9 protein-coding genes and 1 other RNA gene are annotated in these 14374 nt (G+C 67.4%); 6 read left to right on the top strand and 4 right to left on the bottom strand.

Annotation, left to right across the window (positions count from 1 at the left end):
• Positions 1-2: 2 nt before the first annotated feature.
• Both ACY0MJ_RS06520 and ACY0MJ_RS06515 read left to right on the top strand, forming a co-directional pair.
• A complete protein-coding gene (locus ACY0MJ_RS06520; protein ID WP_462637533.1) occupies positions 3-1739 on the top strand; it encodes a heparinase II/III family protein in 1737 nt (578 codons plus the stop codon).
• Positions 1721-2968: a glycosyltransferase family 4 protein gene (locus ACY0MJ_RS06515; RefSeq protein ID WP_462637532.1), complete on the top strand. Its 1248-nt coding sequence runs from the start codon at positions 1721-1723 to the stop codon at positions 2966-2968. Before ACY0MJ_RS06520 ends, ACY0MJ_RS06515 begins: the two co-directional genes overlap by 19 nt.
• Here ACY0MJ_RS06515 and ACY0MJ_RS06510 read toward each other — a convergent pair.
• The 3 genes from ACY0MJ_RS06510 to ACY0MJ_RS06500 all read right to left on the bottom strand — a co-directional run bounded on the left by ACY0MJ_RS06510 (position 2965) and on the right by ACY0MJ_RS06500 (position 7502).
• Positions 2965-3855 (bottom strand): class I SAM-dependent methyltransferase, encoded by an 891-nt coding sequence (locus tag ACY0MJ_RS06510; RefSeq protein WP_462637531.1) that lies wholly within the window; start codon positions 3853-3855, stop codon positions 2965-2967. The genes ACY0MJ_RS06515 and ACY0MJ_RS06510 overlap by 4 nt on opposite strands.
• A gap of 53 nt (positions 3856-3908) precedes the next feature.
• Complete coding sequence (locus ACY0MJ_RS06505) at positions 3909-5405, bottom strand: hypothetical protein (RefSeq protein WP_462637530.1); 1497 nt, start codon at positions 5403-5405, stop codon at positions 3909-3911.
• Between the two features lie 210 nt (positions 5406-5615).
• Positions 5616-7502, bottom strand: coding sequence for an acyltransferase family protein (locus ACY0MJ_RS06500; protein ID WP_462637529.1), 1887 nt, complete (start codon positions 7500-7502; stop codon positions 5616-5618).
• Between the two features lie 487 nt (positions 7503-7989).
• Here ACY0MJ_RS06500 and ACY0MJ_RS06495 point away from each other — a divergent pair, with 487 nt between their 5' ends.
• Together ACY0MJ_RS06495 and ACY0MJ_RS06490 are read left to right on the top strand one after the other, a co-directional pair.
• Positions 7990-9174: an efflux RND transporter periplasmic adaptor subunit gene (locus ACY0MJ_RS06495; protein WP_462637527.1), complete on the top strand. Its 1185-nt coding sequence runs from the start codon at positions 7990-7992 to the stop codon at positions 9172-9174.
• 37 nt (positions 9175-9211) lie between these two features.
• On the top strand, positions 9212-12364 hold the full coding sequence (locus ACY0MJ_RS06490; protein WP_462637526.1) for an efflux RND transporter permease subunit: 3153 nt from the start codon (positions 9212-9214) through the stop codon (positions 12362-12364).
• A gap of 63 nt (positions 12365-12427) precedes the next feature.
• Here ACY0MJ_RS06490 and ssrA read toward each other — a convergent pair.
• Positions 12428-12801: a transfer-messenger RNA gene (ssrA, locus tag ACY0MJ_RS06485) on the bottom strand.
• Between the two features lie 76 nt (positions 12802-12877).
• Here ssrA and galE point away from each other — a divergent pair.
• On the top strand, positions 12878-13921 hold the full coding sequence (galE, locus tag ACY0MJ_RS06480; protein WP_462637525.1) for a UDP-glucose 4-epimerase GalE: 1044 nt from the start codon (positions 12878-12880) through the stop codon (positions 13919-13921).
• 10 nt (positions 13922-13931) lie between these two features.
• A complete protein-coding gene (locus ACY0MJ_RS06475; protein WP_462637524.1) occupies positions 13932-14372 on the top strand; it encodes a VanZ family protein in 441 nt (146 codons plus the stop codon).
• The last annotated feature ends 2 nt before the right edge of the window (positions 14373-14374 follow it).

The following is a 14374-nucleotide window of genomic DNA, read 5'->3' as shown; positions in this document are numbered from 1 at the left end:
CCTTGGTCGGCATCGCCCGTCTCGACCGATACTGGCACACCGTGCGTCACCTGCGGCCCGTGCAGATCTATGGGCGAGTGTGGTTCTGGGTGGCCCGTCCCGGAGTTCGCCGCACCCCCGCTCCGTCCCTCCGCAGGCAAGGCGGCGTCTGGCAAGCACCGGCACGGCGCCTGCCGACTCTCATCGGGCCCGGTGAGTTCCAGTTCCTTGGCGCACGCGGGACGCTTGCGGAGCTGGGTTGGGAAGGACCGGAACGCGACCGCCTGTGGCGCTACAACCAGCATTACTTCGATGACCTGAACGCTTCCGACGGGGAGGCCCGCACTCCCTGGCACGTCGCGTTGCTGCAGGACTGGGTGGATCGGAACCCTCCTTTCCAGGGAACAGCCTGGGAGCCGTATCCGACTTCGCTGCGCATCGTGAACTGGATCAAGTGGGTGCTGGCGGGACATGAACTGCCCGTCGCCTGCGTGGACAGCCTGGCGCTGCAAACGCGCTGGCTCGCCGCCAGGCTGGAGACACACCTTCTCGGAAACCACCTTCTGGCCAATGCCAAGGCCCTCGTCTTCTCGGGTCTGTTCTTCGAGGGGCCGGAGGCGGACCGCTGGCTGGCGAAGGGACTGGAAATCCTGGCGCGGGAGATCCCGGAACAGATCCTGCCGGACGGCGGCCATTTCGAACGGACCACCATGTATCACGCGCTCGCGCTCGAGGACGTGCTGGATCTCTGCAACGTGGCCACCGCCTTGCCTGGCTCACGGGCACCCGGGGCGGACCAGGTGGCATGCTGGCGCGAATGCGTGCTCCGCATGCGCCGGTGGCTCGACATCATGTGCCACCCGGATGGGCGAATCTCGTTCTTCAACGACGCCGCCTTCGGCATCGCGCCGGAGATGGAGGAATTGAACGGTTATGCGGACAGGATCCTGGGCAGGCCAGGGTCACTGCACCCGACAACCGGGGGTCGCCCGAGTCCCTGCGCATTGCATCTGCGGGACAGCGGCTACGTACGTGTCGACTGCGCGAATGCCGTCGCACTGCTGGACGTCGGCCGCGTAGGGCCCGACTACCTGCCCGGGCATGCGCACGCCGACACGCTCAGCTTCGAGTTTTCTGTCGACCGGCAGCGGGTGTTCGTCAATGGCGGAACCTCCATTTACGGAACGAGCGCCGAGCGGCTGCGCCAACGCGGAACGGCTGCGCACAACACGGTGGTGGTCGGCGGTCACGATTCCTCGGAGGTGTGGTCAGGATTCCGCGTGGCGCGCCGTGCCCTTCCGTTCGGGCTGGAGATCCGCCAGAGCGCCCTCCCTTCCGGCACGCCATCCACGCTCGTGCGGTGCGCGCATGACGGATACATGCGCCTGCCCGGCCGGCCGGTGCACGAGAGGACCTGGCGGTTCGAGCCCGAATCCATGACCATCGAGGACACGGTCTCGGGAGGGGTTGCCGCCGAGGCCCGGTTCCACGTTCATCCCGGGGTGGCAGTCCATCCCGATCGGAACCCGGCGAGCGGGACGCTCCTGCTGCCCGGGAACCGTCGCCTCCGATGGTACGTAAGTGCCGGTGTCCCTCGGATCGAAGCCAGCACCTGGCACCCGCAGTTCGGCTCGAGCGAAGCGAACAAGTGCATCGTCGTGAGCTTGACAGGAGGGCGCGCTCGCCTGCGCATCGAGTGGCCGCGCGATGGAGCGCAAGGAGACCCGGCACAAGGAGCACCATGCACATCCTCTTCCTGACGGACAATTTCCCCCCCGAGGTGAATGCCCCGGCGAGCCGCACCTTCGAGCACTCGCGCGAATGGGTGAAGGCGGGGCACCAGGTCACCGTCATCACGTGCGCGCCGAACTTTCCGCAAGGCGAGGTTTACCGGGGCTACAGCAACAGGCTTTTCCACGAGGAGGAGATGGAGGGGATTCGCGTCGTTCGCGTCTGGACCTACATCACGGCCAACGAGGGCTTCCTCCGGCGCGCGCTCGATTACCTGAGTTTCATGGTGTCTGCGATCCTGGCCGCCCCGTTCATCCGCGGGGTGGACGTGGTCGTCGGCACCTCGCCGCAGTTCTTCACCGCGTGCGCGGCGTACGTGGTGGGCAGCTCGAAGCGGGTTCCCTGGATTTTCGAACTGCGCGACATCTGGCCCGAGTCCATCAGGGCGGTCGGCGCGATGAAGCAATCCGCGCTGCTCGACGCGCTCGAGAGGATCGAGCTGTTCCTGTATCGCAAGGCGACCCGCATCGTCGCCGTCACGCACGCCTTTCGCGAGACCCTTTCGGGGCGGGGTGTCGACCCGCGCAAGATCGAGGTGGTCACCAATGGAGTGGACATGCGGCGCTTCACCCCGCGCGAGAAGGATGGCGAACTGCTGGAGCGGCACGGGTTGCGAGGCAAGATCGTGGCGGGCTACATCGGGACGCATGGCATGGCCCATGGACTCGACACCGTGCTGGATGCGGCGGCCATGATGAAGGACGCACCCGATGGCGAGCGCTACCGCTTTCTCCTCCTTGGCGACGGAGCCGCCAAGGCCAGCCTCACGGACAGGGCACGGAGGCAGGGGCTCACGAACGTGATCTTCGTCGACTCCGTTCCCAAGGCGGACGTCGCGCGTTACTGGTCACTGCTCGACGCGGCGATCATCCATCTCAAGAAGTCCACCCTGTTCGAGACCGTCATCCCGTCGAAGATGTTCGAGTGCATGGGAATGGGAATCCCGATCCTGCATGGAGTCGCCGGCGAATCGGCTGACATCGTGCGCAGGGAAGGCGTCGGCCTGCCGTTCGAGCCTGAAGACGCGCAGGCACTTGTCGGCGCCTTGCGCCGACTGACCACCAACCCCTCCCTGCTGCGCGAGATGAAGGAAAACGGCCCGCGCGCGGCCAGTCACTACGATCGATCCATGCTTGCCTCGCGGATGCTCACCGTCCTGGAGGAGGCCGCGAAGGAACCGCAGCATGCCACCGCCTAGTGCCGGGTCGCGACCACCATCATCTTGTTTCGCACCGGCAGCACCGCCAGCAGGGCGGCCGCCACCGGATTCGCCACGCGACGCAGGAACTCCCCCTTGATGATGCGGCGCATGTAGAAATCGACCGGAAAGCTCAGCTCGAATTTTTCCTCGATTTCCATGTCCGCGAATCCGGCGGCCGCGAGCATCGTGCGCATGTCCCGCTTGCGGAAGATCTGCTTGTGGCCGAATGGCGAAGCGCCATACTGCACTCCCATGGTGCTCAGCATCTGCCCCCGTGACAACCGCGCCGTCCAGTCGCCAAAGACGTAGAGGAAGCCGTCACGGGTGGGCGTATCCATGAAAAGCTTGCCTCCCGGTCGCAGGAGATCATGCGCGCGCCTGGTCAGGGCCAAGGGGTCGTTCACGTGCTCGATCACGTCCCACAAGGTGATCACGTCGAACGTGTGCCCATTCCAGAACGGGTCTTCCAACGGCTTCTCGAGAACCTCCAGCCCGGAACGCCTGCAGAACTCCGCCCGGGTGGGCTCCAGCTCGACGCCGAATTTCTGGAATCCGTCGATGTGCGCGAGGAACCCGCCGGCACCGCAACCCACGTCGAGCAGCGTTCCCGACGTGAAGAAACTCTTCACGAGGCGTGCATTCTCCGCAATCCGCTGCCTGTTGGCCTCGAGCCCCATTTCCGCGTAAGCCTTCAGCGCGGAGAGGGTCGCCTCGGTCGGCGGATCGAACGCGTCCGGCCGGTCGACATAGTCGGTAAACCGGAACCCGCAGTCGCTGCACTCGAGCAGCCTGCACTCTGCAGGTCCCTGGCGGATCGCATAAATCGGCTGAGAGTTCGCGCCACAAAGTTTGCAGCCAAGAGACATCTCGCACCATTTGGACATGCATCGATGATAAGCAGAACGCCGCGTCACGGGGGCGCCCGCGGCGTGCCGAACTAGGCCGGCTTCCCGGCCGCATCAACCCAGCGGGAGCCCGTCCACCAGACCGGACGGCCCAGGTCCACATCGAAGAACATGTGGCCCGGGGAAGCTCCCCGTGGCCGTTGGGAGGATGCTCCGGCCTCTGTTTCCTGCAAGACGCCGCCGTCCCCGTCGGATGCCGGTGCCACGCGCGCGACTCGCAGCCGACCGCGCCCATCGGCCCAGATGCGAGTGTCGTTCAGGCGGAGTCCCCGCATCGGCCCGCTTCTGTCGAGATGAAGGCCGGCGTTGCTGATGGTCAGATAGTGCGGGTTCGCCCAGGACAGCGACGCGGCCGCGGCATCTCCGTCCCCCTGGCGCTCGGGAGCCCTGAAGCGGAAGGCGAAACTCGCGAAATCGAGGCGTATGGCGGGGTTCGCTGCGCCCGCCGGATTGGTGCGAGCATCGCGCTTGCCGGCCGGCGCAAAGACATCGAGCCGATTGACAGCGTCGCCACCCTGCCACTCGGCGGCAGTGGCTCCCGCGGCGGTCAGCATGCGATGCCAGTAGCCATCGCGGCCGCTCAGACGCGCGTTGTAGCAGGAGAACGAGGAGACGGCATTCTGCGCCCAGCTTCCGATTTCCGACTGGATCACCCAGCCTCCACCCGGATCCGCGTCCACCAGGCGTGCACCCGCCGCGCCGATCCCGCAGCCGACGAGGCACACGCCTCCCTTCGAAAGCACCTTCACCATGCCTGGGCGGGCGTTCTCGAACCTGCAGTTCAGGAGGGTGTTGCGGGGACCTCCGAACCGGAAGATCTGCTGCATGGAGCGGCCTTCACAGTTCACGCCGACGAAGGTCCAGCCATTGGCTCCCTTGCTTCCGTCGAAGCCGCGCGTGTCATCTGCGACGTACGGGCTGTCATTGCGCATCAGACCGCCTATCCAGGTGTTCTGGTTCACGTAACCGGTGGCACCGTTTCGCGTCTCCAGGACCTGTGTCCTGTTGTTCCTGGCATAGATCGTGTAGACGTTTCCGACGTGTGCGCCCCCTGCGGCATAGCCCGCGTCCACGCCGAGGAGTTCGATGCCCACGCAGAAGCCGACGGCATACAGATCGTGCTGGCTGTAGCGCTGGTTGACCATCTGGATGCCGACCGACCGCACGTCCGCCCTCCCCGCGGCGTCGTGCCATCGGATGTCCTTCTTCGCCACGCGAATGACGTTGCGCCGCTGCGCCTGCGCCGAGGCATAGGATTCTGCCGGGCCATCGGCGGCGCCGGGTTCCACCCGCACGGCCGTTCCGCCGCCGTGGTAGACAAGGCTGGATCCATCGCCCATCCTCAGGGTAGCCCCCGTCGGCACCGTGACCAGGGCCGTGGTCCTGTAGTCCGTATTCGCCCGGGTCAGCACCGTGCCGGATCCTGCGCGCGCGGCGGCCGCCAGCGCGTCGTTGAAGGCCTTCGTGTCGTCGGCCTCGCCGTCGCCGACAGCGCCGAAGTCCTCGACCGTGACCGGGTCGACGGGCATCTGGCTTCGCCTGGGTCCGACGCCTGCCGCATCGCGATGAGGTGCCGTCGGCTCACCAGACGCAGGCATCTGGGCGTACACGGTTGGGATCAGGAAAGCCGGCAGCGGTCGCCTGATGAGATCGCGTCGAGAGGGCATGTCGATCCAATGCAACGGGTTGGGCCCATTGTCAACCAGAGATGAGAGCGAGGGCGCCGAGGCGCGCCCGCCTCAGTCGAGCCGGCGCAGCACGACTCGCACGACGTCGTCGGCCAGCCGACTGGCCATGGCCGGTGACAGGTGGCTGCCGTCATACAGCCGGAGATGGCCTCCGTCGACGACCGGACACTTGTCGCCCACGCAGAACAGTCCGCGGCCGTCCACCTCGTCAAAGGAGACCCCATCCAGACCGGACAGGAGGAGGCCACGGACGCGAGTGGCTTCGTCGAAGTCGGCGTAGTCCTGGCGCGTCAGCCCGAAGAAGAGCTCCTTGCGCGTCTTGCGGAAGTTCTTCAGCAACGGATGAGGCGTGATGGTGACGACGTGCGTCCGCTCGGGAATCGCCCTGATCGTGTCCCGCAATCGGCCGGGAAGAAACTGCTGGGGTGACAGTGCAGGCTGATCCCTGTCCAGAAGGACCGGCTCCCCGCGATCGTTCTTGCCATCGAGATACCACTGGTACGCACTCGTCAGGATGGCGACGTCGAACTTCCCCGTCTGGAGGGCCTGGAGCGCCTGGCGGTTGTGCTCTTCGCAATCGGCGCCAAACCGTCCGCCCAGCCGTCGCGGCTCGTTGCGGACCGTTCCCAGAAGAGAGGGGCAACTGTGCTTCACGAAAAGAAAGAGGGAGATGTTGTGCTTTCTCAGCCGGTCCGCCAGACGCCGGGCGAACGCGTCCGCGTAGCTGTCGCCCCAGAGCGCCACGCGATAGCGTGCGTCGCGGACGGCGAAGCAGTTGGCCACGTTCGCATTGCACCGGCCGCCCGTTTCCTCGCGCTCGACATCCGGCTTGATCATGCTGGCGCCGGCGCCACCCACCATCAGGAACATGGCTGTGGTCGCAAGCGAAAACCGGAACAGCAACGGGCGGCTCACGCGGGCACGATCGCGAAATGGCTGCTCGATGAAGCGCCAGGTCAGGTGGGACAGGACGAAGACCAGCACGCAGAGCGCGCCATACAGCACGGGCCCCGGATCGTCGATGGCGCGGTGGCGTGCGAACGCGAATACCGGTTGGTGCCACAGATAGGCGCTGTAGCTCATCAAACCCAGTTTGACCAGATACCGTCCCGAGAGGAGCTTGCCCACGGCAGTATCTCCTCTCGCAAACAGGATGATGGAGGCGGTTCCGAGGGTGGGCAGGAGCAGTTGAAATCCGGGGACAGGCGTCGAGCTGTCGAACAGGCCGATGGCGCCGAGCACGCAGGCAAGGCCCACGGCACCGCTCACGTTCCGGAAGGCGACACTGGAGCCGGCGGCTGGATGGTTTCGAAGATACACCGCGACAATGGCGCCGACCAGCAACTCCCAGGCACGGGTCGGAAGCAGGAAGAAAGCCGCGGAGGGCCTGCTGGCTGCCGCCCAATCCGCCAGAACGATGCTGGCGACAGCAGCAATGATCAGGACGGGGAGAACAGCCCGTTTGCCGATGCGCCAGAGCACCATGAGGAGCAAGGGAAACAGCACGTAGAACTGCTCCTCGACCGCGAGGCTCCACGTGTGCAGCAATGGCTTCAATTCGGCCGCCGAATCGAAGTAGCCGCTTCCGCTCCAGAACAGGATGTTCGACGCGAAAAGCGTGACCGCCGCGACGCTTTGCGCAAACTCCTTGCGGTCCTCGGGCACCAGCCACAGGGCGGCAAATGGGGCGCACACGACCATGACGGTGAACAGCGCCGGGAGGATCCGCCTCGCCCGCCGTTCATAGAAAGTCGCCAGCGAGAACTGACCCGTGTCGAGAGCAGTGGCGATGATGTCGGTGATCAGGTAGCCGCTGATCACGAAGAAGACATCGACGCCGACAAAACCGCCGCTGAAGCGGGGGAAGCCCGCGTGAAAAAGAATGACGGCCCCAACCGCTATTGCACGCAAGCCATCGATCTCAGGACGGTGTTTCACCTGAGTTGCTCCCTATCAGGGAGTCGGATTCTAGAGATGCGCGCGAAGGTTGTGCGCCAATTCGATGGTTTTCCTCATCACGAATGGCCGAGCTGGCTGTCCGTGCGGCGCCACCGAGGACCTCTGAACTCCTCCGACGCAGCGTCCCCCTCCGGCGGCGCGGCACTCCATAATCCGGTCCGCGCCAGGGAGATGCCATGTTTTGCCATCGTTGCGGAATCCACGGAAACCCGGTTCGCCTGAAGTGGTGGCACAGGCTGATCCCGTTCGTCCGCCGCTATTACTGCGCGGGCTGCGGAAGAAAATACCTGCGCCTGGGGATCGTGAACCACTCTCCGGCACGCCCGGAATAGAGCCCCGGGGTCGCTCCCGGTAGACTTGCACGTGCCAGGCTCCCGGCCTCCAGGCCCGGAGCCTCTTTACGCCGAGTTCACACCCGCGCCCGACAATCGGCGCGAATTTCCCGCCCTCCCCGGCGCGTCCCAGCATGGTCCTTCTGCCCTCTTTCGCCCGCACCGCCGCCGCCCTGCTGCTGGCCGGCCTGCTCGCCGCCTGCTCGGGTGGCAAGGATGCGGCCGCTCCGCCCGCGCTACCCGAGGTCGGATACATCACCGTGACGACCAAGCCCCAGGTCGTCCACACCGAACTGCCCGGGCGCACCCGCGCCGCCGTGAGCGCCGAGGTGCGGCCCCAGGTGGGCGGCATCGTGAAGAAGCGCCTGTTCACGGAAGGCAGCTGGGTCAAGGCGGGGCAGGTGCTCTACCTCATCGACGACCGCAACTTCGAAGCCACGGTGCGCAGCGCCGAGGCGGCCGTCGCCAAGGCGCGCGCCGTCGCGAGCCGGGCCCGCTCGATGGCCCAGCGCAGCGCGGTCCTGGTGAAGGAGAACGCGGTGAGCCGCCAGGAGTACGAGGACGCGCAGGCGCAGGCCGCGCAGGCGCAAGCCGAGGTCACGGTGGCGGAGGCCGCCCTCGCCAATGCGCGCATCAACCTGCAGTACACGCGCGTCACGGCCCCCATCGGCGGCCTGGCCGACCTGTCGTCCGTCACCGTGGGTTCGCTGGTGGCGGCCGGGCAGCCGCAGGCGCTCACCACGATCACGCAGCTGGACCCCATGTACGTGGACATCACGCAATCCAGCACCGAGCTGCTGGAGCTCAAGCGCAAGTTGCAGGCGGGTGAGTTCGGCAAGGTCGAGGGCGGCACCGCCCGGGTGCGCCTGGTGCTGGAGGATGGCAGCGACTATCCCCACGAGGGCCGGCTGCAGTTCACCGGCGCCTCGGTCCGCAGCGATACCGGCGCCATCACGCTGCGTGCGTCCTTTCCCAACCCCAAGCGGCTGCTGATGCCCGGCATGTACGTGCGGGCGCAGCTGGCCACGGGGCGCAACGAGCGGGCGATCCTGGTGCCGCAGCAGGCGGTGCAGCGCGATCCGGCCGGCCAGCCCAGCGTGCAGGTGATCACGAAGGACAACAAGATCGAGAAGCGGCGGATCGAGGTGGGCCAGGCCGTGGGCAACCAGTGGCTGGTCACGCAGGGCCTGCACGCGGGCGAGCGCGTGATGGTCGACGGCTTCCAGGCCGCGCGGCCGGGCCAGGAAGTGAAGCCGGTGGAGTTCCGCGGGCGCGCCTCCGGGCCCGTCGCCACCACCACCGGCCCCGTGCGGCCCTGAGCGCCGCGCACCGCCCCACCGCAGGACTTCCCGCACCATGGCCCAGTTCTTCATCGACCGCCCCGTGTTCGCGTGGGTGCTGTCCATCATCGTCATGCTGGCCGGTGCGTTCTCGGTCGCCACGCTGCCGCTGGAACAATATCCCGACATCGCGCCGCCGCGCGTCACGATCAACACCACCTACACCGGCGCCTCCGCCGAGACGGTCAGCAACTCCGTCACCCAGCTCATCGAGCAGGAGCTCAAGGGGATCGACAACCTCCTGTACATGAGCTCCACCAGCGACGCCGCCGGGCGCTCGCGCACCACCCTCACCTTCGCGCCGGGCGCCAACATCGACGTGGCACAGGTGCAGGCGCAGAACAAGCTGCAGTCCGCCACCAGCCGCCTGCCGGAGGCCGTCAAGAGCCGCGGCGTGTTCGTCAACAAGGGCGGCCAGGACTACTTGGTCACCTACGTGTTCACCTCGCCCGACCCGAACGTCAGCGCCGTCGCCGTCGGCGACTACCTCACCAGCAACGTGCTGGACGTGATCGGCCGCATCGACGGCGTGGGCGACGTGCGCGTCTTCGGCACCAGCTACGCCATGCGCATCTGGATGGATCCGGCCAAGCTGGACCGCTTCGCGCTGATGCCCTCGGACATCGTGACCGCGCTCAACGCCCAGAACGCGCAGGTCTCCGCCGGCCAGCTGGGCGCGCTGCCGGCCGTGGGCGAGCAGATGCTCAACGCGCCGATCACGGCGCGCACCAAGCTGGAGAGCGTCGAACAGTTCCAGGCCATCGTGCTGAAGTCCGCCCCCGACGGCTCGGTGGTGACGCTGGGCGACGTCGCGCGCGTGGAGCTGGGCCCCGACAACCTCACCATCAAGGCGATGCTGGACGGCCGCCCCGGCGCCGGCCTGGGCATCGTGCTGGCCGACGGCGCCAACGCGATGCAGGTCGCCGAGGCGGTGGCGCAGAAGATGCGCGAGCTGCAGCCCTACTTCCCCGACGGCATCACCGGCGTGATCAGCTCCGACTCCACGCCCTTCGTGCGCGCCTCCATCAAGGAGGTGGTGGTGACGCTGTTCGAGGCCATGGTGCTGGTGGTCATCGTCATGTTCGTCTTCCTGCAGAACCTGCGGGCGACGCTGATCCCGGCGATCGCCGTGCCGGTGGTGCTGCTGGGCACCTTCGGGGTGCTCTCGGCGCTGGGCTACTCGGTCAACATGCTGACCATGTTCGCCATGGTGCTGGCGATCGGCCTGCTGGTGGACGACGCGATCGTGGTCGTCGAGAACGTCGAGCGCGTGATGAACGAGCAGGGCCTGCCCGCCAAGGAGGCCACGCGCAAGTCGATGAAGGAGATCACGCCCGCGCTGGTCGGCATCGGCCTCACGCTGGCGGCCGTGTTCGTGCCCATGGCGTTCTTCGCCGGTTCGGTGGGCGTCATCTACCGGCAGTTCTCCATCACCATCGTGGCGGCGATGGGCTTCTCGGTGCTGGTGGCGCTGACGCTCACGCCGGCGCTGTGCGCCAGCATCCTCAAGCCCACCGCGCACCACCACGGCGGGCCACCGCGGCGCGGCCCCTTCGGCGTGCTGGATCGCTTCTTCCGCTGGTTCAACGCGGGCTTCGACCGCAACGCCACCCGCTACCAGGGCGTCGTGGGCCGGCTGCTGCTGCGCACCCGCCGCACGCTGCTGGTGTACGTGCTGATCCTGGCGGGCGTGGCGGTGCTGTTCATGCGCCTGCCGACGTCCTTCCTGCCCGACGAGGACCAGGGCTTCATCACCGCCTCGATCACCCTGCCGCCCGGCGCGACGGACATCCGGCTGCAGCAGGTCTTCACGGACGTGCGCGACTATTTCCTGACCCGCCCGGAAGTGCTGCGGGTCAACGCCATCTCGGGCCTGGACGGCAACCAGAACTCCGGGCGCGTGATCGTGCGCCTGAAAGACTGGGCGGAGCGGCCGGATGCCGACCAGTCCGCCGACGCCATCGCGCGCAAGGCCACCCAGGACCTGAAGCACATCCGCGATGCGCGCATCTACGTGACGATGCCGCCGGCGGTGCGCGGCCTCGGCTCCAGCGCCGGCTTCAACTTCATGCTCAAGGACCTGAACGGCCTGGGCCAGGCGGCGCTGTACGAGGCCAAGGACCGCCTGCTGGAGCTGGCCGCCAAGCGGCCGGAATTGGTGAGCGTGCGCACCACCAACTTCGACGACACCTCCGAGCTGAAGGTGCTCATCGACGACCGCAAGGCGGCGGCGCTGGGGATCGCCACCAAGGACATCAACGACGTGCTGTCCAGCGCCATGGGCGGCACCTACGTCAACGACTTCGTGCACAACGGGCGCGTCAAGCGCGTGTACATCCAGGGCGACGCGCCCTACCGCATGCTGCCGCAGGACATCGCGGACTGGTCGGTGCGCAACAAGAATGGGCAGATGGTGCCCTTCTCGTCCTTCGCCAGCACGCGCTGGTCCAGCGGTTCGCCGCAGCTGCTGCGCTACAACGGCAGTCCCGCGGTGGAGATCGTCGGCAGCGCGGCCCCCGGGGTGAGCTCGGGCGACGCCATGCGGGCGATCGAGGAGATCATGCGCGAGATGCCACCCGGCATCGGCTACGAATGGACGGGTGCCTCGCTGCAGGAACGCCAGTCGGGCGCGCAGGCGCCGCTGCTGTATGCCGTGTCCATCCTGTTCGTGTTCCTGTGCCTGGCGGCCCTGTACGAGAGCTGGAACGTGCCGTTCTCGGTGATGCTGGCCGTGCCGCTGGGCGTGGTCGGCGCGCTTCTCTTCACGAGCCTGCGCGGGCTGTCGAACGACGTGTACTTCCAGGTGGGCCTGCTCACCACGGTGGGCCTGGCGTCGAAGAACGCGATCCTGATCGTGGAGTTCGCGGTGCAGCTGATGGAGCGCGGGCTGAGCCTGCACCAGGCGACGGTGCAGGCCGTGCGCATGCGCCTGCGGCCGATCCTGATGACGTCCATGGCCTTCGGCTTCGGCGTGCTGCCGCTGGCGCTGGGTACGGGCCCCGGCGCGGGCGGGCGCAACGCGATCGGCACCGCCGTGCTGGGCGGCACGGTGCTCTCCACGATCCTGGGGCTGTTCTTCGTGCCGGTGTTCTTCGTGGTGGTGCGCAGCCTGGCGAGGGGCCGGCGCGCGGCGGCGGAGACGGAGGTTGCGGAACCGACGGCCGCGTGAACGGCGGGCCGCAATGAAAAAGGCCGTCGGGTGGAATGCACCCGACGGCCTTTGCCTTTGTAGTGGTGGAGCTGGCGGGAATTGAACCCGCGTCCGCAAGCCTTCAACGAACAGTTCTACATGTTTAGCGCTCTGTTTTGTGTCTCGCCACCTTCACCGCGCAGGCGCACGCTGGAAAGGCAGCCAGTACCCTATTTTCTCGCCCCGGGCCAAGGTACCCGATCCGGAGCCAGCCAATGTAGATCACCTTGCAGCTCGGGGATTGCTCCCTTTGCCCGGCCCATCGGCCAACCGTTGCAAGGCTCACGCGCAATTAAGCGGCGAGGGCGTACGAAGAATCGTTCGCAGTTAGTTTGTTTCAGATGGATTTACGAGGTGACTGATCCTCGACATGCCCTGCTGCGTGTCCGAACCCACGTCGAAACCGGTGCAGCCCCAGGAGGACGTAGTTTACGGCAGGGGACCGGATTTCAAGAGGCCCCGCGCTAGAGGCCCGCTATAGTCGGCGGGAACATGGCACAGCAGCAGACCGGCGTCCCCATCCTCCTGACCGGCGGCGCCGGCTACATCGGCAGCCACACGGCGGTCGCGCTGCACGAGGCGGGGTTCGCGCCCGTCCTCCTCGACAACTTCGCCAACAGCCATCCGGCCGTGCTGGAGCGGCTGGAAAAGATCACGGGCCGGCCACTGGCGCTGGAACAAGGGGACGTGCTGGACACGCCCTGGGTGGAAGAGGTGCTGCGCAGGCACCGTCCCGCCGGGGTGATCCACTTCGCCGGCGACAAGGCCGTGGGCGAGAGCGTGGCCCAGCCGCTGAAGTACTTCCACCACAACATCGGCGGCGCGGTCAGCCTGCTGCGGGCGATGGAGGCGGCGGCCGGGGACAGCCCGACTCTCGTGTTCTCCAGCAGCGCCACCGTGTACGGGGATCCGGCGTCGGTGCCCATCACCGAGGACTTTCCGCGCAGCCACACCAACCCCTACGGCCACACCAAGCTCGTCATCGAGGACATGCTGCAGGCCCTGCGGCAGGCGAGGCCGGCCTGGCGCATCGGCGTCCTCCGCTATTTCAATCCCGTCGGCGCCCACCCCAGCGGGCTCATCGGCGAAGACCCGGCGGGCATCCCCAACAACCTGATGCCCTACGTCACGCAGGTGGCGGTGGGCCTGCGTCCCCACCTCAACGTCTTCGGCGACGACTACCCCACGCCGGACGGCACCGGCGTGCGCGACTACATCCACGTGCAGGACCTCGCGGCCGGCCACGTGGCGGCGCTGCGCAAGCTGCTGGCCGCGCCGGAGAGCTTCACCGTCAACCTGGGCACGGGTCGCGGCTACAGCGTGCTGGAGGTCGTCCGCGCCTTCGAGGAGGCCAGCGGAAGGCCCATTCCCTATCGCGTCGGGCCGCGCCGCGATGGCGACGTCGCCCAGTGCTATGCCGACCCATCTCTCGCCCGCCGCCTGCTGGGGTGGGAAGCGCGCCACAGCCTGCGCGAGATGTGCGCCGACGCATGGCGCTGGCAAAGCGCGAATCCCCAAGGCTACCGATCCGTGTGAGCATCGGCGCGTGCCGACCACCCGCTTCCTCCTGCGTACCGCCCTGCTCGCCACGGCCCTGCTGCTCGGGCTCTCCCTGCTCCTGCCGCACAGCACGCTGGTGCACGTGGCCCAGCGCTTCACCTGGGTCGGCCGGGGCGACGCCTGGCTGCTCGCCGTCGTGCCGGGATGGGACCTCGACCACTTCGCCGCCTTCGGCGCGTTCGGGCTCATGGCCGCGCTGGCGGGCGTCCGCGCCGGTCCCGGCAGGGCAGCGCTGTGGCTGCTCGGGATCGCGTTGCTGACGGAAGCGCTGCAGGCGTGGGTGCCGGGACGGTCGCCGCAGCTGCGCGACGTGGTGCTGGACGTCGCTGGCGGGATGACGGGGTATGTGGTCGGCAGTGTGCTGGCGCGGCTGGCCCTCGGCCGGGCCCTCACCCCTGCCCTCTCCCGCGAGCGGGAGAGGGAGTAAAA

This window comes from Ramlibacter sp. bp-362 (assembly GCF_054956735.1).
This window is presented reverse-complemented; position numbering and strand designations above follow the sequence as displayed.